General features: G+C 67.0%; 16 protein-coding genes. 8 read left to right on the top strand and 8 right to left on the bottom strand.

Annotation, left to right across the window (positions count from 1 at the left end; all coding sequences use genetic code 11):
- Positions 1 to 7: 7 nt before the first annotated feature.
- The 3 genes from choV to choX all read right to left on the bottom strand — a co-directional run bounded on the left by choV (position 8) and on the right by choX (position 2,870).
- Entirely contained in the window at positions 8 to 1,027 is a 1,020-nt protein-coding gene (gene choV / locus LC039_RS22890; RefSeq protein WP_226628547.1) for a choline ABC transporter ATP-binding protein, read from the bottom strand.
- Complete coding sequence (choW, locus tag LC039_RS22885; protein ID WP_226628546.1) at positions 1,024 to 1,863, bottom strand: choline ABC transporter permease subunit; 840 nt, start codon at positions 1,861 to 1,863, stop codon at positions 1,024 to 1,026. Before choW ends, choV begins: the two co-directional genes overlap by 4 nt.
- 86 nt (positions 1,864 to 1,949) lie before the next feature.
- Positions 1,950 to 2,870, bottom strand: coding sequence for a choline ABC transporter substrate-binding protein (gene choX / locus LC039_RS22880; protein WP_226628545.1), 921 nt, complete (start codon positions 2,868 to 2,870; stop codon positions 1,950 to 1,952).
- A gap of 107 nt (positions 2,871 to 2,977) precedes the next feature.
- Between choX and betI the strand changes: the two genes are divergently transcribed.
- The 7 genes from betI to LC039_RS22845 all read left to right on the top strand — a co-directional run bounded on the left by betI (position 2,978) and on the right by LC039_RS22845 (position 10,716).
- Positions 2,978 to 3,655 (top strand): transcriptional regulator BetI, encoded by a 678-nt coding sequence (gene betI, locus LC039_RS22875; RefSeq protein ID WP_226628544.1) that lies wholly within the window; start codon positions 2,978 to 2,980, stop codon positions 3,653 to 3,655.
- A 2-nt stretch (positions 3,656 to 3,657) separates the two neighbouring features.
- Positions 3,658 to 5,118 carry a betaine-aldehyde dehydrogenase gene (gene betB / locus LC039_RS22870; RefSeq protein WP_226628543.1) on the top strand — a complete coding sequence of 487 codons (1,461 nt, stop codon included), beginning with the start codon at positions 3,658 to 3,660 and terminating at the stop codon, positions 5,116 to 5,118.
- An 11-nt stretch (positions 5,119 to 5,129) separates the two neighbouring features.
- On the top strand, positions 5,130 to 6,788 hold the full coding sequence (gene betA, locus LC039_RS22865; RefSeq protein ID WP_226628542.1) for a choline dehydrogenase: 1,659 nt from the start codon (positions 5,130 to 5,132) through the stop codon (positions 6,786 to 6,788).
- A gap of 130 nt (positions 6,789 to 6,918) precedes the next feature.
- The gene (locus LC039_RS22860; RefSeq protein ID WP_226628541.1) at positions 6,919 to 7,770 is read left to right on the top strand and encodes a glycoside hydrolase family 25 protein; all 852 of its coding nucleotides are present in this window, start codon (positions 6,919 to 6,921) and stop codon (positions 7,768 to 7,770) included.
- Between the two features lie 407 nt (positions 7,771 to 8,177).
- A complete protein-coding gene (locus tag LC039_RS22855; RefSeq protein ID WP_226628539.1) occupies positions 8,178 to 9,239 on the top strand; it encodes a methionine ABC transporter ATP-binding protein in 1,062 nt (353 codons plus the stop codon).
- A complete protein-coding gene (locus tag LC039_RS22850; RefSeq protein ID WP_092420517.1) occupies positions 9,229 to 9,903 on the top strand; it encodes a methionine ABC transporter permease in 675 nt (224 codons plus the stop codon). The genes LC039_RS22855 and LC039_RS22850 overlap by 11 nt, the downstream gene beginning before the upstream one ends.
- Before the next feature lie 36 nt (positions 9,904 to 9,939).
- Entirely contained in the window at positions 9,940 to 10,716 is a 777-nt protein-coding gene (locus tag LC039_RS22845; RefSeq protein WP_226628537.1) for a MetQ/NlpA family ABC transporter substrate-binding protein, read from the top strand.
- A gap of 97 nt (positions 10,717 to 10,813) precedes the next feature.
- Here the strand turns inward: LC039_RS22845 and purU are convergent, their stop codons facing one another.
- From purU to LC039_RS22820, 5 genes are all read right to left on the bottom strand, one after another.
- A complete protein-coding gene (purU, locus tag LC039_RS22840; RefSeq protein ID WP_226628535.1) occupies positions 10,814 to 11,695 on the bottom strand; it encodes a formyltetrahydrofolate deformylase in 882 nt (293 codons plus the stop codon).
- Between the two features lie 66 nt (positions 11,696 to 11,761).
- Entirely contained in the window at positions 11,762 to 12,307 is a 546-nt protein-coding gene (locus LC039_RS22835; protein ID WP_226628533.1) for a sarcosine oxidase subunit gamma, read from the bottom strand.
- A gap of 10 nt (positions 12,308 to 12,317) precedes the next feature.
- A complete protein-coding gene (locus LC039_RS22830) occupies positions 12,318 to 15,308 on the bottom strand; it encodes a sarcosine oxidase subunit alpha (protein WP_226628531.1) in 2,991 nt (996 codons plus the stop codon).
- Positions 15,305 to 15,619, bottom strand: a complete 315-nt coding sequence (locus LC039_RS22825) for a sarcosine oxidase subunit delta (protein ID WP_226628529.1) — start codon at positions 15,617 to 15,619, stop codon at positions 15,305 to 15,307. Before LC039_RS22825 ends, LC039_RS22830 begins: the two co-directional genes overlap by 4 nt.
- A gap of 39 nt (positions 15,620 to 15,658) precedes the next feature.
- Positions 15,659 to 16,912, bottom strand: coding sequence for a sarcosine oxidase subunit beta family protein (locus LC039_RS22820; RefSeq protein ID WP_226628528.1), 1,254 nt, complete (start codon positions 16,910 to 16,912; stop codon positions 15,659 to 15,661).
- A 402-nt stretch (positions 16,913 to 17,314) separates the two neighbouring features.
- Between LC039_RS22820 and LC039_RS22815 the strand changes: the two genes are divergently transcribed.
- On the top strand, positions 17,315 to 18,358 hold the full coding sequence (locus tag LC039_RS22815; protein WP_226628526.1) for a GlxA family transcriptional regulator: 1,044 nt from the start codon (positions 17,315 to 17,317) through the stop codon (positions 18,356 to 18,358).
- Positions 18,359 to 18,363: the final 5 nt, after the last annotated feature.

Raw genomic sequence — 18,363 nt, 5'->3', positions numbered from 1 at the left:
GGCGACGCTACTGCGCCACCAGCCGCTCCAGCAGCGTTGCGGGCGTCACGGTGCCGACGCGCACGCCGTCCCGCGTCACCGCCACCGGCGCGTTGCGCTCGGTCATGTTGGCGGCAAACTCGAGCACCGGCGTCTCCTCGTCGACCTCGACCTCGGCCGGCGCCTCGGAGGGCTGCATCACGTCCTTGGCCCGCAGGAAGCTGAGCGGGTTGGAATGCGCCACGAACTCGGCGACGTAGTCGTTGGCCGGATCACCGGCGATCTGGTTCGGCGTGCCGCACTGCACGATGCGCCCCCCCTCCATGATCGCGATGCGGTTGCCGATCTTGAAGGCTTCGTCGAGATCGTGGCTGACGAAGATGATCGTGCGCTTGAGCTTGGCCTGCAGCTCCAGAAGCTCGTCCTGCAGCTTGGTGCGGATCAGCGGGTCGAGCGCCGAGAAGGGCTCGTCCATCAGCAGGATCGGCGCCTCGGTGGCAAAGGCGCGGGCCAGGCCGACGCGCTGCTGCATGCCGCCCGAAAGCTCGCTCACCTTGTTGTCGGCCCAGTCGGACAGTCCGACCAGCTCGAGCTGCTCGAGCACCTTCTTGCGGCGATCGGCCTTGCCCATGCCGCCCAGTTCCAAGCCGAGCCCGACGTTCTCGGCGACCGAGCGCCAGGGAAGCAGGCCGAACTGCTGGAACACCATGGCGACGCGCTCGCGGCGGATCCGGCGCAGGTCGTTGGCGCTCGCGTCGGTCACATTGACCATCCGCTCGCCTTCGCGGACATGCACGCCGCCGCGCACCACCGGGTTGAGGCCGTTGATCCCACGCAGCAAGGTCGACTTGCCCGAGCCCGACAGCCCCATGAGCACGAGGATCTCGCCCTCCTGCACGTCGAGGTTGCAGTCGTGCACGCCCAGAACCTGGTCGGTGCGCTCCTGGATGGTGGCCCGGTCGAGGCCCTCGTCCATCAGCGGCAGCGCCGTCTCCGGCTCCTCGCCGAAGACGATGGAGACGTTGTCGATTTTCACGGCTACGGTCATTTCTTGTCGCCTCCCAGGTTGAGTAGACGGTCGAGCAGGATGGCCACGACCACGATCACCAGGCCGCTCTCGAAGCCGAGCGAGGTGTTCACCTGGTTGAGCGCGCGGACCACCGGCACGCCGAGACCGTCGGCACCGACCAGCGCGGCGATCACCACCATCGACAGCGCCAGCATGATGGTCTGGTTGAGGCCGGCCATGATCTGCGGCAGCGCATAGGGCAGTTCGGCCTTCAGCAGCACGTCGCGGTTGGTGCCGCCGAAGGCACGCACCGCCTCGGTCAGTTGGTCCGGGGTCGAGGAGATGCCGAGCTGGGTCAGGCGGATCGGCGCGGGCAGCACGAAGATCACCGTGGCGATGAGGCCGGGCACCATGCCGATGCCGAAGAAGACGATCGCCGGGATCAGGTAGACGAAGGTGGGCAGCGTCTGCATCAGGTCGAGGATCGGGCGCAGCACGGCGTAGAGCCGGGGCCGGTGCGCGGCGGCGATCCCCACGGGCACGCCGATGGCCATGCAGACGACGCAGGCCGAAAGCACCAGCGTCAGGCTCTCCGTGGTCTCCTCCCAGTAGCCCTGGTTGAGGACGAACAGGAAACCGAGCGCGACGAAGGCGCAGATCTTCCAGCTGCGCTGGATCAGCCAGGCGAACAGCATGAAGGCGGCGATGATGATGAACGGATGGGGTTCCTGCAGAACCCAGAGGATGCCCTCGATCATCGTTTCGAGAACGACGGAGAGCAGATCGAGCAGACCTTCGGCGTGGTCACGGATGCCTTCGAAGATGAAGGCCGCGAAGTCGCCGACAGGTATCTTGTATGAAGTGAGCCAATCCAAGGCTGCGCTCCTTTTTATGAGCAATCAGGAGAAAGATGCCGTCTGGCTCCGCGCCGGAACGCGAAGCCAAGGTGCGACAGCCGGGATCAGAGACCCAGGGCCGTTTTCACCGCCGGAAGCGCGGGCTCGCCGTCGAGCGTGGTCACGCCGTCGAGCCAGCCGTCCAGCGCCTCGGGGTTGGCGGTCAGCCAGGCCTTGGCGGCGTCATCCGCCTTTTCGCCGTCGTTGAGGATCGCGCCCATGATTTCGTTTTCCATCTGCAGCGAGAACTCGAGGTTGTTCAGCAGTTTGCCGACGTTGGGGCATTCCTCGACATAGCCGGCGCGGGTGTTGGTGTAGACCGTGGCCCCGCCGAAGTCCGGGCCGAACCACTCGTCGCCGCCCGAGAGGTAGGTTAGGTCGAAGTTGGCGTTCATCGGGTGCGGCTCCCAGCCGAGGAAGACGATGGGATCGTCCTTCTTGGACAGGCGCGCGACCTGGCTCAGCATGCCCTGCTCGGAGCTTTCCTTGACGTCGAACTCCTCGAGACCGAAGGCGTTCGCCTCGATCATGTCCATGATCAGGCGGTTGCCGTCGTTGCCGGGCTCGATGCCGTAGATGGTCTCGTCCAGCTCATCGGCATGCGCGGCGATGTCGGCGAAATCGGTGATTCCCAGCGCGGCCCCGGCGGCATTGGTGGCCAGCGTGTACTTCGCGCCTTCGAGGTTGGCGCGGACCGTGTCGACGGTGCCTGCCTCGCGGTAGGGCGCGATGTCGGCCTCCATGGTGGGCATCCAGTTGCCGAGGAAGACATCCATGTCCCCCTCTTCCAGCGACACGTAGGTCACCGGCACGGAAAGCACGCTGATCTCGGTATCATACCCCATCGCCTGCAGCACGGTCGTGGTCGCGGCCGTGGTGGCGGTGATGTCCGTCCATCCCACATCCGAGAACCTGACTTTGGAGCAATCTGCAGCGGCGGCGCTTGCGCAAAGAGCGATGGCGGAGGTGGTCAGTACGAGTTTCATAGGGTCCCCTTTTGAGGTTAGCGTGATGAAGTCTGAGTTATTGATTGACGAGTCAATTAATGACGGGTTATTCCAGAAAAGCAACCAAAAATCTGTGGGAGCCCCGCATGGCACGCAAATCCGAGGAAGAAAGACGCAGAGATCTGATCGCTGCGACGATCCGCGAGATCGGTGCCTCGGGCACGCTCAACGTCACCACCAGCCAGATCGCCAAGAGCGCCGGTGTCTCGCCGGGGCTGGCGTTCCACTACTTCCACGACAAGGACACGCTGTTTCTCGCCGCGATGCGCTCTATCCTCTCGGAATATAAAGCAGACGTGACCCATGCCCTCGCCGGGGCCAGGACGCCCGAGGATCGGGTGAACGCCATCGTGCAGGCCAGTTTCGGCATGGGCAGCTTCCGCCGCGAGGCGATCTCGGCCTGGGTCAATTTTTACGCACTCGCGCTGCGCTCGGAAGAGGCGCGGCGGCTGCTCTACCTCTATCAGCGCCGGCTGCACAGCAACCTCGTCTTCGCGCTGCGCCCGAGAATCGCCGAGCGCGCACCGGATGTGGCGCGGCGAATCGGTGGTCTGATCGACGGGCTCTACCTGCGCTACGCGCTAGACACCAAGATGCTGCGCCCGCGCGAGGAAGCCGTCGGCGAAGTCGACGGCTCGGAAGGCGCCCAACACGTGCTGCGCGCCATCGCCGCAGAATGCACCGAAGTTCACGAAAACGACGACATCTCCATGGCGGACGCCGATCCGGCGCCCATGGCCCCCCTTGCAGGACCTCAGGAGTAATCATGACCTCTGCCTACCAACCCGCTGGAAGCCACTTCATCAACGGCGCCTATGTAGATGACACCGCAGGCGAGAAGATCGAGGTGATCTATCCTCACACCGGCGAGGTGATCGCCACCCTGCACGCCGCCACCCCGGCGATCATCGAGCAGGCGCTCGCCGCGGCCAAGGCGGCGCAGGCCGCATGGGGTGCTCTGTCGGGCACCGAGCGCGGCCGCGTTCTGCGCAAGGCGGCCGACCTCCTGCGCGAGCGCAACCGCGAGCTGTCCGAGATCGAGACTCATGACACCGGCAAGCCGATGTCCGAGACGCTGATCGCCGACGCCGCTTCGGGCGCCGACGCTCTGGAATACTTCGGCGGTCTGGCGGGCACGCTGACCGGCGAGCACATCCCCGTGGCGGGCGGCGATTTCGTCTACACCCGCCGTGAGCCGCTCGGCGTCTGCGTCGGCATCGGCGCCTGGAACTACCCGATCCAGATCGCCAGCTGGAAGGCCGCCCCGGCGCTGGCCTGCGGCAACGCGATGATCTTCAAGCCCTCCGAGATGACCCCGCTCACCGCGCTGAAGCTGGCCGAGATCCTGATCGAGGCGGGTGCTCCGGCGGGCGTCTTCAACGTCGTGCAGGGCTATGGCGCCGTCGGCGCATCGCTGATCACCGATCCGCGGGTCGACAAGGTGTCGCTCACCGGCTCCGTGCCGACCGGCCGCAAGGTCTATGCCGCGGCCGCCGACGGCATCCGTCACGTGACCATGGAGCTCGGCGGCAAGTCCCCGATCGTCGTCTTCGATGACGCCGATCTCGAAAGCGCCGTCGCCGCGGCGATCAACGGCAACTTCTACTCCACCGGCCAGATCTGCTCGAATGGCACCCGCGTCTTCGTGCAGGAGGGGCTCTACGATCAGTTCGTCGCCCGCGTCGCCGAGCGCATGGACAATGCGCTGATCGGCGATCCGATGGACGAGGCCACCACCATCGGCCCGATGGTCTCGGCCCGTCAGCGCGAGATCGTCGAGGGCTATATCGCCAAGGGTGTCGAGGAAGGCGCACGGCTCGTGAAGGGCGGCAAGGTGCTGGACGGTGCGGGCTTCTACATCGAGCCGACGCTCTTTGCCGATGTCACCGACGAGATGACCATCGCCCGCGAGGAAATCTTCGGGCCGGTCATGTCGGTACTCAAGTTCGCCACCGAGGAGGAGGCGCTGACCCGCGCCAATGACACCCAGTTCGGCCTCGCCGCCGGTGTCTTCACCGCGGACCTCACCCGCGCGCACCGCGTGGCGGCGGGCTTCGAGGCGGGCACCTGCTACATCAATGCCTACAACCTGACGCCGGTCGAGGCGCCCTTCGGCGGCTCCAAGATGTCGGGCGTGGGCCGCGAGAACTCCAAGGCCGCCATCGAGCACTACAGCCAGTTGAAATCCGTCTACGTCGGGATGAACCCGACCGAAGCCCCGTTCTGAAGGAGGCCCTGATGCAGGCAGACTATGTCATCGTCGGCGCCGGCTCCGCAGGCTGCGCCATCGCCTACCGCCTCGCGGAGGCGGGCAAGAAGGTCATCGTGGTGGAGTTCGGCGGCACCGACGCCGGCCCCTTCATCCAGATGCCCGGCGCGTTGTCGTACCCGATGAACATGAAGCGCTACGACTGGGGCTATGAGTCCGAACCCGAGCCGCACCTGGACAATCGCCGCCTCGCCACGCCGCGCGGCAAGGTGCTGGGCGGCTCCTCGTCGATCAACGGAATGGTCTATGTGCGCGGCCATGCCCGCGACTTCGACACCTGGGAAGAGATGGGTGCGCAGGGCTGGGCCTATGCCGACGTGCTGCCTTACTACAAGCGCATGGAAACCTGGCACGAGGGCGGCCACGGCGGCGATGCCGACTGGCGCGGCAAGTCCGGCCCGCTGCATGTCTCGCGCGGCAAGCGCGACAACCCGCTCACCCGCGCCTTCGTCGAGGCCGGTGTGCAGGCGGGCTACGAGGCCACCGACGACTACAACGGCGAGAAGCAGGAGGGCTTCGGCCCGTTCGAGGCGACCATCTACAAGGGAGAGCGCTGGTCGGCCTACAAGGCCTACCTCAAGCCCGCCATCGCCACCGGCAACGTCGAGGTCGTGCGCGGCTTCGCCCGCAAGGTGGTCATCGAGAACGGCCGCGCCACGGGCCTCGAGATCGAGCGCAAGGGCAAGGTCGAGGTGATCAAGGCCGAGAAGGAGGTGATCCTTTCGGCCTCGTCGATCAACTCGCCGAAGCTGCTGATGCTCTCCGGCGTCGGTCCCGCCGACCATCTCAAGGAGCATGGCATCGAGGTCGTGGCCGATCGTCCAGGCGTCGGGCAGAACCTGCAGGACCATCTGGAGCTTTACATCCAGCAGGCGGCGACCCAGCCGGTGTCGCTGTTCAAGTACTGGAACCTCTTCGGCAAGGCCTACGTGGGCGCGCAATGGCTCTTCACCCGCAAGGGCCCGGGCGCCTCGAACCAGTTCGAGAGCTGCGCCTTCGTGCGCTCCAAGCCCGGTGTCGAATACCCCGACATCCAGTACCACTTCCTGCCCATCGCCGTGCGCTATGACGGCAAGGCGGCTGCGGAAGGCCACGGCTTCCAGGCCCACGTCGGCCCTATGCGCTCCAAATCGCGCGGCGCCGTGTCGTTGAAGTCGGCGGATCCCAAGGACGCGCCCAGCATCTTCTTCAACTACATGTCGCATGAAGACGACTGGAGTGATTTCCGCACCTGCATCCGCCTGACCCGCGAGATCTTCGGCCAGGAGGCGTTTGCCCCCTACCGCGGCCACGAGATCCAGCCCGGCGACGCGGTGCAGTCGGACGCGGAGCTCGACGACTTCATCCGCGAGCACGCCGAAAGCGCCTACCATCCCTGTGGCACCTGCCGGATGGGCGCGGCGAGTGATCCAATGGCGGTGGTCGACCCGGAATGCCGGGTGATCGGTGTCGAGGGGCTGCGGGTCGCCGACAGCTCGATCTTCCCGCAGATCACCAACGGCAACCTCAACGCGCCCTCGATCATGACCGGCGAGAAGGCCTCGGACCACATCCTCGGCAAGCAGCCCCTGCCCCGCGACAATGCCCAGCCGTGGATCCACCCGGACTGGCAGACGGCGCAGCGCTGATCATCGTCCCGCGCCGCCCTCGCGGCGGCGCGGCTGCACCACTTGGGGATGACCCGAGGTTGCACAACTACATGATGCCGTGAATCACTTTTCGCGTTACGCTTGTCCCAGGCAAGAGCAGGACAAGAAGATGATCACGACATCCCCCAGACCATGGGTCAGGGCGGGCGCGATGATCGTCGCACTCGCGGCAACCCTCGGCGGTTGCGGCAGTTCGGCGCCACGCACCGCGACCCTTTCCGCCAACGAAACCCAGGCGCTCTACATTCGCGAGAACCGCGCCTCCGGCATCCCCCGACGCTTCGGTGACACCAAGCCCCACGACTGGGGCGCGGTCAGCCCGCAGCGCTACCCGGTGCACGGGCTCGATGCGGCGCGCTACCAGGGTGTGATCAACTGGCACGAGGCCCGCGACGCCGGCATTCGTTTCGGCTATCTCAAGGCCACCGAGGGCGGCGATCACATCGACCCAGCCTTCGCCCGCAACGCCGCGGGTGCGCGGGCCGCGGGCGTGCCGGTGGGGGCCTATCACTTCTACTACTTCTGCCGCCCGGCGCGCGAGCAGGCAGCCTGGTTCATCGCCAATGTCCCGAAACGGCGCGGCGACCTGCCGCCGATCCTCGACATGGAGTGGAACCACCTCTCGCCGACCTGCCGCATCCGCCCGCCCGCGGCGGAGGTGCGCGCCAGCATCCGCGAGTTCTCCCGCATCGTCGAGCGTCACTACGGCACCGCGCCGGTGATCTACACCACGCCGGACTTCTACGCCCGCAACGACCTCGGGAGCCTGCGCGGGACCGAGTTCTGGCTGCGCTCGGTCACCGCGCACCCGTCCGAGCGTTACCCCGACGAGCGCTGGAGTTTCTGGCAGTACACCGGCACCGGGCTGGTGCCCGGGGTGCGGGGGCCGGTGGATCTCAACGCCTTTGCCGGGAACGAAGCGAACTGGCGGGCCTGGCTGGCGGCACGCAGCCAGGGATAGGGGCACGTCCGCCTCCTATTGGCTCGGGGCGACCAGCCCCGGGCCGCGCCCGCCCCTCGCCCCGGGAGGGCGCAATGGCTACGCCGCTCTCCGGCTCGTGTGGCGCAAGGGGTCGCAAGATAAATCCCGCTGTCCCAGCCGTGCTAGGCGCCCACCCAGGCTCGGGCGCAGCCCTCATCTGCCAGCGCCACCGCACCAAAAAGAACATCCTCCGGCCCGCCCCGCCACGCGGCGAACAACCCGTACGCTCACCGCCACAAGCCGGAACACCCTCCTGCCCCTCACCCATGATACACTCTGCCGCACAGCGCCCCTGCGCCTGCAAGCGCCCGGCAGGGCTTGCGTCCGCGGCGCATATCCGGTCTATCGCGCCGCGGGAGGAGGCCGGACGGAAACAAGAGACTCGGATGGCCGACGTACAGACATCAGGTGCCGCGATCACCTTCGACAAGCTGGGCAAGTCCTTCGAAAAGAAGGGCTCCGGTCAAGTCATGGCGCTCGAGGATGTAAACCTCGACGTCGCCCCCGGCACGATCACCGGGATCATCGGACGTTCCGGCGCCGGCAAGTCGACGCTGCTGCGCATGGTCAACGGGCTCGAGCAGCCGACCGCCGGCACGGTCACCGTGGCCGGGCATGACGTCGGCCGGGCCGATGCCGCCGAGCTGCGCCGCATCCGCCGCGAGGTCGGGATGATCTTCCAGCACTTCAACCTGCTGAGTTCGCGCACGGTCTACGGCAACGTCGCCCTGCCGCTCGAGATCGCGGGCGTGCCCGGTGCCGAGATAAAGCGCCGGGTCAACGACCTCATCGGCCGCGTCGGGCTCGAGCAGTTCAGCAACCGCTACCCGGCAGAGCTTTCGGGCGGGCAGAAGCAGCGAGTCGGCATCGCCCGCGCACTCGCCACCCAGCCCAAGGTGCTGCTGTCGGACGAGGCCACCTCGGCGCTCGACCCCGAGACCACGCAGACCGTGCTGAAGCTGCTGGCCGACATCAACCGCGACCTCGGGCTGACCATCCTGCTGATCACCCACGAGATGGCCGTGGTCCGCGACATCGCCAGCCACGTCGCGGTGATCGACGGCGGCAAGATCGTCGAGGCCGGATCGACCTACGAGGTCTTCGCCGATCCCAAGCATCCGACCACCCGCTCGTTCCTGTCGGGCATCACCGGCATCACCCTGCCGAGCTTCATCGCCGGCAAGCTGCAGGCCGAGCGCCCGCAGGGCGACAGCCAGGAGGTGATCCGCATCACCTTTGCCGGGACACACGCCACCGACCCGATGCTCGCCAAGCTCACATCGGAGCTCGGCATCCCGGTGAACATCCTTGCCGGGGCGATCGAGGAGATCGGCCCGCATCCCTTCGGCAACCTGCTGGTCTCGGTGGAAGCCGACCGCGGTGCCGAGGCCCGCGCCTATCTCGACCGTCACGACCTGCTCACGGAGGTGCTGGGCTATGTCGGCTAACCTCATCAACCTGCTGATCGAAGCCACGCTTCAGACCCTCTACATGGTCGCCATCTCGGGCGCGATCGGCACGCTCTTCGGTCTGCCCATCGGCGTCTACCTCGCCGTCTCGCAACGCGGCGAGCTGCTGTCCTCGCCCTGGGTGAACAAGGTGCTGGGCCTGATCGTCAACGCGACGCGCTCGGTGCCTTTCATCATCCTCGTGGTGGCCATCATCCCCTTCACCCGGCTGATCGCCGGCACCTCGATTGGCACCAGCGCCGCCATCGTACCGCTGACCATCGCCGCCGTGCCCTTCATCGCGCGTCTGGTGGAGAACGCCATCCGCGAGGTCGACAGCGGGCTGATCGAGGCCGCCCGCGCCATGGGCGCCACGCCGCTGCAGATCATCCGCAAGGTCCTGATCCCCGAGGCGCTGCCCGGCATCACCCTCGGCCTCACGCTCGCCCTGGTCAGCCTGATCGGCTACTCGGCCATGGTCGGCGCGGTCGGTGGCGAGGGCCTTGGCGATCTTGGTATCCGCTACGGCTACCAGCGCTTCATGCCCGAGGTGATGCTGGCGGTGGTCGTCATCCTCATCGTGCTGGTCCAGCTCGTGCAGTCCCTCGGCGAGGGACTGGCGCGGCTGGTCGACAAGCGCGCGCCGCGCAATCGCGGCCGCTGACCCGATAATAAAAACGCAGATGGAAGGAGAATTCCCATGAAGCGTATGATCCCCCTCGTCTCCGCCCTGGCCCTGATGGCCGGCACCGCAATGGCCGAAGACATCAAGGTCGGTGTCTCGCCCGGCGAGCACGCCGAGATCATGGAAGAAGTGGCGAAGATCGCCGCGCCCATGGGCCTGAACATCGACGTGGTCGAATTCTCCGACTACGTGGTGCCGAACCAGGCGCTGGCCGATGGCGACATCGAGGCGAACTCGTTCCAGCACGAGCCCTACCTCGACAACCAGATGAAGGACCGCGGCTTCGAGCTGGCGCCGATCGCGACCACCATCACCACCCCGATGGGCGTCTACTCGGACAAAGTCACCTCGATGGACGACTTCCCCGAGGGCGGCACCATGGGCATCCCGAACGATCCGACCAACGGCGGCCGCGCCCTTCTGGTGCTGCAGCAGCTCGGCCTGGTCAAGCTCGCCGAGGGCACCGGCCTCGTGCCGACCGTGCTCGACGTGGTCGAGAACCCCAAGGACATGCGCTTCCAGGAGCTTGACGCGGCGCAGCTGCCGCGCTCGCTGGCCGACCTCGACGCGGCGCTGATCAACACCAACTACGCGATCGCCTCGGGCCTGAATCCGAAGGAAGATTCGATCGCCATGGAAAGCGCCGACAACCCCTACGTGAACATCATCGTCGTGCGTCAGGGTGACGAGGAACAGCCCTGGGTGCAGCCGCTGATCGACGCCTACCACAGCCCCGAGATCAAGGCCTTCATCGAAGAGAAGTACCACGGCACCGTGCTGACCTCCTGGTAAGCCGCGATCGGCGGGCGCCCTGCCCGCCGCGCCACGCAAAGCGAAGGCCCGCCGTGGATGTCGCGGCGGGCCTTTTGCAATGTCGTCGGCGCTGGTGTCAGCCCATGCGCTCCGAGGCGTATTCGCCTGGGCTCGCCGGGAAGACGACCGTCTTGTTTCCGTTCAGGAAAACCCGGCGATGGATATGCGCGTGAATCGCCCGCGCCAGCACCTGGCTCTCGACGTCGCGGCCCAGCGAGACGTAGTCCGAGGCGCTCTGCGCATGGGTCACGCGGATGACGTCCTGTTCGATGATCGGCCCTTCGTCGAGATCGGCGGTCACGTAATGCGCCGTCGCCCCGATCAGCATCACCCCGCGCTCATAGGCCTGCTTGTAGGGGTTGGCGCCCTTGAAGCTCGGCAGGAAGGAGTGGTGGATGTTGATGATCCGCCCCGACATCTCGGTGCACATCTCGTCGCTCAGCACCTGCATGTAGCGGGCCAGCACCACCAACTCGGCGCCGCTGTCGCGCAGGATGCGCATCTGCTCGGCCTCGGCTTCGGGCTTGTTCTCCTTGGTGACCTTGACGCAGTAGTAGGGAATGTCGTGGTTGACCACGACCTTCTGGTAGTCGAGGTGGTTGGAGATGACCGCGACGATCTCCACTGGCAGCGCGCCGATGCGCGAACGGTAGAGCAGGTCGTTCAGGCAGTGCCCGAAGCGGCTCACCATGATCGCGACCTTGGTCTTGCGGCTGGGGTCATGGAAGGCGAAGTCCATTTCCATCTCGTCCGCGATCCCCGCAAAGCCCGCCTCCAGCGCCTCGAGGCTCTGGCCCTGCTCCGAGCGGAAGCTCAGGCGCATGAAGAAGCGGTCATTGGCGAGGTCCGAGAACTGCGCGCTGTCGTGGATGTTGCAGCCCTGTTCGGCAAGGTATCCCGAGATCGCCGCGACGATGCCGGTGCGCACCGGGCAGGACACGGTCAGAAGGTAGGACATGGTCTGGGACCCCTCGTTCGCGATCGGCGCTGCGGGCGCCTTAATATCCGTCAAAACGCCCATGTGTCAGACACTTTCCGCTGCAAGTTCACGTGCGCCGACCTGCAGCAGGTGCAGCAGGTGCGGGGCAAAGCTGTTCCACACGTCCATGCGGAAGCGGTCCTCGGCATCGCGCCACAGCGTAACGGTGGCGCCGTCGAAGAGGGTGCGGCGGGCCGAGCCAACCGCGATCGCGTCGATGTCGCGGGCGCAGCCGATGGTCATCAGCTCAGACGCGCGCGGGCCGTCGATGACGAAGGTCACCTCGCGGGCCGAGATCTCCACCAGGCTGTGCGGCAGGGTCGCGTAGACCCCGGCGCAGGCCTGGGCGACGGGCGCGGCCTCGGAGGCCAGCACCAGCCATTCGTCGGGACCGAGGCAGGCCACCTCGACGGCCCCCTTCACGGTCTCGCCGATCCTGCGCGGCAGCGCGACGCCGAGCGCCTGATCGAGCGGCGCGAGATCGCCCCGGGCGCGCAGCGAGAAGCGCACCTTGGGCAGGATCGAGCTCACCTTGGCGGCCGAGGTCTCGGCCAGCGTGGCGGGTGGGAAGGCGGAAAGCGGAGCGTTCATCAAGGCCTCCTCAGATCTTCAGGCGGGCGTTTTCGGGATCGACGAAGACCGTCGAGGTGATCTTGGCGGCGATGGTGCGGTCCGGCATCGGGATGTGCACCGTCTCGCCCATCCGGTCGTGCCCGCCCTGCACCAGCGCCAGCGCGATGGGACGGCCCGCCGCGTCGGAGTGGTAGGAGGAGGTCACATGTCCGACCATGGTCATCGGGATCGCCTGCTTGGGGTCGAAGACGATCTGCGCCCCCTCCTCCAGCTTGCTGCCATCCTCGGTCAGCAGGCCGACAAGCTGCTTGCGGCCGGATGCCACCAGGTCGGGCCGCGCGAGGCCGCGCATGCCGACGAAGTCGGGCTTCTTCTTGCCCACGGCCCAGCCCATGCCCGCGTCATAGGGCGTGACGGTGCCGTCGGTGTCCTGGCCGACGATGATGTAGCCCTTCTCGGCGCGCAGAACGTGCATGGTCTCTGTGCCATAGGCGCAGATGTCGTACTGCTGCCCGGCTTCCCAGAGGGTCTCCCAGAGCTTGCGGCCCATGGGGGCGGGCACGTTGACCTCGAAGCCGATCTCGCCGGTGAAGCTGACCCGGAACAGCCGCGCGGGCATGCCCGCGACGGTGCATTCCACGCAGGACATGTGCGGGAAGGTCTCCTCGGTCAGCTCCACCCCTTCGACGAAGGGGGCGAGCAGCTTGGCGGCGTTCGGGCCGTTGAGCGCGATGGTCGACCATTGCTCCGTGGTCGAGGTCAGCCAGACGTTGAGCTCGGGCCACTCGGTCTGCAGGTAGTCCTCCATCATGTTCAGAACCCGCGCCGCGCCACCGGTGGTGGTGGTGACGTGGAACGTGTCGTCGCTCATGCGGCCGATGACACCGTCGTCGCGGATGAAGCCGTCGTCGCCGCAGAGCAGGCCATAGCGGCAGCGGCCCGGGGCGAGCTTGGTCCAGGGGTTGGTGTACATGCGGTTCATGAACTCGACCGCATCGGGGCCGACGACCTCGATCTTGCCCAGCGTCGAGGCATCGAAGATGCCGACGCTGGCGCGGGTCGCCTTGCACTCGCGGGAAACGGCGGCCTCCATGTCCTCGCCCGTCTGCGGGAAGTACCAGGCCCGGCGCCACTGGCTGACCGGCTCGAAGACCGCGCCCTTCTCCTCGGCCCAGAGGTCGATCTGGGTCTTGCGGGTCACCTCGAAGTGGCTGCCGCGGTGGTAGCCCGCGAAGGCGCCGAAGCTGGTCGGCGTATAGGGCGGGCGGAAGGTGGTCAGACCGACCTGGGGCTGTTTCTTTCCAAGCGCATCCGAGGCGATGTTGAGGCCGTTGATATTGGACATCTTGCCCTGGTCGGTGGCCATGCCGTTGGTGGTGTAGCGCTTGACGTGCTCGATCGAGCGCATGCCCTCGCGCACCGCAAGGCGCAGGTCCTTGGCGGTCACGTCGTTCTGGTAGTCGACGAAGGCCTTGGCCTTGCCGGCCGACAGGTCGGTCGGCAGCTCCTTGTGCGACACGCCGGTGCCGGGACGGTCCTGCGCGACTTCATATGCGTCGGCTCCGGCAGACTTGCCGAGTGCGGCCACGACCTCGCGGCCCTTCTCGGCGCCGTCGTTGAGCACCGCCTCGAGGCCCCAGAGACCGCGGCTCGCGCCCGCGATGACGCAATCCTCGGGGGTGCGCTCGGGCAGGAAGGTGGTGCGGTCGTCGTCCCAGGCCAGCGTGCCCTTGGTGTGCGAGAAGAGGTGCAGCGAGGGGGTCCAGCCGCCCGACATCAGCACCGCGTCGCAGGCGATGTCCTCGCCCGACCCGACAGTGCTGCCGGAGACCGGGTTGATGCGGATGGAGCTGACCCGCAGGCGGCCCTTGGTGGCGGTGGCAGTGCGGCCGAGCTTGACCGGGATGCCGCGCGCGCGGGCCCCGGCCAGCAGCGCCTCGTCAACGCTGGCCCGGGTGTCGGCGATGGCCTGCACCTTGGCGCCTGCATCGGCGAGATCAAAGGCGGCGTACCAGGCGCTGTCATGCGAGGTCAGCACGACGGGGCGCTGCCCGACCAGCACGCCGTAGCGGTTCAGGTAGGTCTGCGCCGAGCCCGCCAGCATGACGCCGGGGCGGTCGTTGCCGTGGAACACCAGCGGCTTTTCCAGCGCGCCCTGCGCCAGCACGACCTGCTTGGCGCGCACCCGCCACAGCCGCTCGCGCGGGGTGTCGGCGGGCAGATTGGGCAGATGGTCGGTCAGCCGCTCGCAGAGGCCGATGAGGTTCTGGTGGTAATAGCCGATGGCGGTGGTGCGGGTCATGACCTTGACGCCCGCGGCCTTGAGCGCGGCCAGCTCGGCGGCGACCCAATCCCAGGCCGCGGCGCCGTCGATCTGCGCCTGCGGCTCCGACAGCAGCGTGCCGCCCACCTCCGGGTTCTCGTCGACCAGCACGACCTTGAGGCCCGCCTCCGCCGCCACGCGCGCCGCGGCGAGGCCCGAGGGGCCCGCGCCGACGATCAGCACGTCGCAATGCAGGTTGCGCGAGGCGTAGCTGTCCGGATCCTCCTCGGTCGGGCTGACACCCAGACCGGCGGCGGCGCGGATGAAGGGCTCGTAAACCTTGTCCCAGAAGCTGCGCGGCCACATGAACGTCTTGTAGTAGAAACCGGCCGAGAACAGCATGTAGGCGCCGTCGTTCACCGCGCCGACGTCGAACTTGAGGCTCGGGAACTTGTTCTGCGACGTGGTCTCGAGCCCTCCCCAGATCTCCTGCACCGTGGCGCGGGTGTTTGGCTCGAAGCGGCCCGGGCCGCGGCGGGTGCCGATCAGCGCGTTGGGCTCTTCCGAGCCCGCCGCCACCGGCCCGCGCGGGCGGTGGTACTTGAACGAGCGGCCCATCAGATGCACACCGCTTGCCAGCAGAGCCGAGGCGACGGTGTCGCCCTCGAAGCCCTGATAGGTCTTGCCGTCGAAGGTGAAGTTCACCGGGCGGGTCTGGTTGACGCGACCCTTGCCGGAAACGCGATAGCTGCTCATTTCTGGCCCTCCGAGACGCTGGACTTGAGTGCGGCAAGGTCGGGACGCGGGGCGCCCGCCTCGTAGGTGGTGAGGAACTTGTCGGTGATGGTGTTGCGCACCGCGTTGAAGAAGCGGCCGCAACCATGCAGGTGGCGCCAGCGTTCGAAGTGGTCGCCCTTGACGTTGTCGCGCATGAAGAGGAACTGCTGCCAGTCCTCGTCGCTCATCTCGGCGGGATTTTCCGGACGCGCGATATGGGCTTCACCGGCATAGGTGAACTCGACCTCGGGCAGCGTCTCTTCGCAATAGGGGCAATGGATCAGAAGCATGGTCGTCGTCCTTAGTGGGCAGTCATTATGGCGCGCATGTCAGTGCGCGACCGCGGCGGCTGCCGCTTCGTCGATCAGGCGGCCGGTGCGGAACCGGTCGAGCGTGAAGGGGGCGTTGATCGGGTGCGGCTCGTCCTTGGCGATGGTCCAGGCGAAGACATGCGCCGAGCCCGGGGTGGCCTTGAAGCCGCCCGTCCCCCAGCCGCAGTTGACGTAGAGGTTCTTCACCGGGGTCTTGCCGATTATCGGCGAGCGGTCCGGGGTGTTGTCGGTGATCCCCGCCCATTTGCGCAGCATCCGCATGCGGTTGAAGATCGGGAAGACCTCGGAGATCGCCGCGACCGTGTGCTCGATCAGCGGCAGGCCGCCGCGCTGGCTGTAGCTGACGTATTGGTCGGTGCCCGAACCGATCACCAGCTCGCCCTTGTCGGACTGGCTGCAATAGGCGTGCACGGCGTTCGACATAACCACGCAGGGGAAGATCGGCTTCACCGGCTCCGACACCAGCGCCTGCAGCGGCATGCTCTCCAGCGGCAGCCGCACATCGGCGGTGGCCATGACCTGGGTGTTGTGGCCCGAGGCCGAAACCGCGACCTTCCCCGCCTTGATGAAGCCCTTCTCGGTGTCGACGCCGGCAACCGAGCCGTCGGGGTTGCGGCGGATCGCGGTCACGGCGCAGTTCTGGATGATGTCGACGCCGCGCGCCGCCGCGCCGCGGGCATAGCCCCAGGCCACCGCGTCGTGCCGCGCCGTGCCCGCGCGCTCCTGCAGCGCACCGCCCATGACCGGGTAGCGCGCGTCCTTGGCGATATTGATCGGCGGGCAGTACTCTTTGCACTCCTCCGGCGTCAGCCAGCGGTTGTCGACGCCGTTGAGACGGTTGGCATGGACGTGGCGCTTGAAGCTCTGCACGTCATGCACGTTGTGCGCCAGCATCAGGCAGCCACGGTTGGAGTACATGACGTTGTAGTTCAGCTCCTGGCTGAGATTCTGCCACAGGTCGACCGAGTGATCGAACAGCCGCGCGCTCTCGTCGTAGAGGTAGTTGGAGCGAATGATCGTGGTGTTGCGCCCGGTGTTGCCGCCGCCGAGCCAGCCCTTGTCGATCACCGCGATATTGGTGATCCCGTGCTGGGTGGCGAGGTAGTAGGCCGCGCCGAGGCCATGGCCGCCCGCGCCGACGATGACCACGTCATACTCGGCTTTCGGCTGGCTGTCCGGCCATTGCTCGGTCCAGTCCTTGTGACCGGTGACGGCGTTCTTGAGAAGGGTGAAGGCGTTGAACCGCGTCATGGGCGTGCCCCGGCTGTGGTGGGAGTGCGTGACTCCCTGCTAAATCATCCGCAGGTGGCCGATGTGAAGAAATGCGCCACCGAAAATGAACTGAAGCGTCATGTGACAGTTTTCTGACCCAGCGCGTCCTCGCCCGGCCTCAAGCCCAATCCACCGGACGAGCCGTTGCTCAACGTGGCGCCATCGGACCAAGCCCGATGCACGATGCCGCCCCGACGGATCGGCGCAGTCTCACCAATGCGCGGCGTTCGCAGGAAGCTAAGACTTGGTCGGGATTTGGCGGGACAAAGTGCAGACCTCGCTCGTTGCGGCGCCGACCCACCGGCAGATGCGCGCCCGGTTTGCGCAGCGCCTTATGCCCCTTCCGCCATCCGCTTCACTCCTGTACATTTCCGCCAAACCATGAAGATTTCCGCCATGCCCCCTGTTCAGCCCAACAAGCGCCTGCGTGTCGCCTTTCTTCTTGCCGGGCGGTTCACCCTCTCGGCCTTTGCCAATTTCGTCGACGTGCTGCGCCTCGCTGCCGACGAGGCCGACATGTCCCGACCGATCCTCTGCGAGTGGACCGTGCTGTCGGACACGCTCGGCCCGGTCCGCTCGAGCTGCGGCGTGCGGGTGCAGCCCGACACGCGGCTGCGCAACGCGGGCAGCTACGACTACCTCGTGGTGGTCGGCGGGCTGATCAGCGACGAGGTGGCGCTGAGCCCCGCCGAGTTGGCCTTCCTCCGGCGGCAGGCGGCGGCGGGGGTGCCGGTGGTCGGGCTCTGCACCGGCGTGTTCATCCTGCAGGAACTGGGGCTGCTCAAGGGCTACCGCTGCTGCGTGAGCTGGTTCCACCATCAGGACTTCGTCGACCGGTTCGAGGCGGAGACCCCCGTGTCGGACCAGATCTTCGTGGTCGACCGCGATCGGCTGACCTGTTCGGGCGGGCATGGCGCGGCGCATCTCGCGGCCTTTCTCGTGCAGCGCCATATCGGCCAGTCGGCGGCGATCAAGAGCCTCAACATCATGATGATCGACGAGGCGATGAGCGGCGAGAAGGCGCAGCCCGGGCAGGCGCTCACCCGCCGCGCCAGCGACGAGCTGGTGAAGCGCGCGGTGCTGCGCATGCAGCAGCACATCGAGATGCCCAAGCCCATCGACGAGATCGCCCGCGAACTGGGCGTGGGGCGGCGCACGCTGGAGCGGCGTTTCCTCGCGGACCTGCGCCAGACGCCGCTCAAGGCCTACACCGAGCTGCGGCTCGAGCGCGCGCTGATCCGGCTGCGCAGCACCGATGCCTCGGTCACCGAGGTGGCGCTGGCCTGCGGCTTCTGCGACGGGCCGCACCTGTCGCGCACGCTCAAGGCCGAGCGCGGCATCACCCCCGCCGAATACCGCAAGGCGCAGGGCGGCGGCAGCGAGCCGGAGCTTGCCGTGGGGGTGCTGCTGCCGAACGTCGACTGACCGGT

It is taken from the genome of Alloyangia pacifica (assembly GCF_020524285.1).
GTDB classification, from domain to species: domain Bacteria; phylum Pseudomonadota; class Alphaproteobacteria; order Rhodobacterales; family Rhodobacteraceae; genus Salipiger; species Salipiger pacificus_B.
The sequence above is the reverse complement of the archived record's forward strand: the minus strand, read 5'-3'. Positions and strand labels throughout refer to the sequence as shown.

What these genes read in the sequence shown, in the direction of transcription:
- choV (WP_226628547.1), bottom strand. Translation starts at nt 1,027, where the DNA reads ATGACCGTAGCCGTGAAAATCGACAACGTCTCCATCGTCTTCGGCGAG.
- choX (WP_226628545.1), bottom strand. Translation starts at nt 2,870, where the DNA reads ATGAAACTCGTACTGACCACCTCCGCCATCGCTCTTTGCGCAAGCGCC.
- betI (WP_226628544.1), top strand. Translation starts at nt 2,978, where the DNA reads ATGGCACGCAAATCCGAGGAAGAAAGACGCAGAGATCTGATCGCTGCG.
- betB (WP_226628543.1), top strand. Translation starts at nt 3,658, where the DNA reads ATGACCTCTGCCTACCAACCCGCTGGAAGCCACTTCATCAACGGCGCC.
- betA (WP_226628542.1), top strand. Translation starts at nt 5,130, where the DNA reads ATGCAGGCAGACTATGTCATCGTCGGCGCCGGCTCCGCAGGCTGCGCC.
- LC039_RS22860 (WP_226628541.1), top strand. Translation starts at nt 6,919, where the DNA reads ATGATCACGACATCCCCCAGACCATGGGTCAGGGCGGGCGCGATGATC.
- LC039_RS22855 (WP_226628539.1), top strand. Translation starts at nt 8,178, where the DNA reads ATGGCCGACGTACAGACATCAGGTGCCGCGATCACCTTCGACAAGCTG.
- LC039_RS22850 (WP_092420517.1), top strand. Translation starts at nt 9,229, where the DNA reads ATGTCGGCTAACCTCATCAACCTGCTGATCGAAGCCACGCTTCAGACC.
- LC039_RS22845 (WP_226628537.1), top strand. Translation starts at nt 9,940, where the DNA reads ATGAAGCGTATGATCCCCCTCGTCTCCGCCCTGGCCCTGATGGCCGGC.
- purU (WP_226628535.1), bottom strand. Translation starts at nt 11,695, where the DNA reads ATGTCCTACCTTCTGACCGTGTCCTGCCCGGTGCGCACCGGCATCGTC.
- LC039_RS22835 (WP_226628533.1), bottom strand. Translation starts at nt 12,307, where the DNA reads ATGAACGCTCCGCTTTCCGCCTTCCCACCCGCCACGCTGGCCGAGACC.
- LC039_RS22830 (WP_226628531.1), bottom strand. Translation starts at nt 15,308, where the DNA reads ATGAGCAGCTATCGCGTTTCCGGCAAGGGTCGCGTCAACCAGACCCGC.
- LC039_RS22825 (WP_226628529.1), bottom strand. Translation starts at nt 15,619, where the DNA reads ATGCTTCTGATCCATTGCCCCTATTGCGAAGAGACGCTGCCCGAGGTC.
- LC039_RS22820 (WP_226628528.1), bottom strand. Translation starts at nt 16,912, where the DNA reads ATGACGCGGTTCAACGCCTTCACCCTTCTCAAGAACGCCGTCACCGGT.
- LC039_RS22815 (WP_226628526.1), top strand. Translation starts at nt 17,315, where the DNA reads ATGAAGATTTCCGCCATGCCCCCTGTTCAGCCCAACAAGCGCCTGCGT.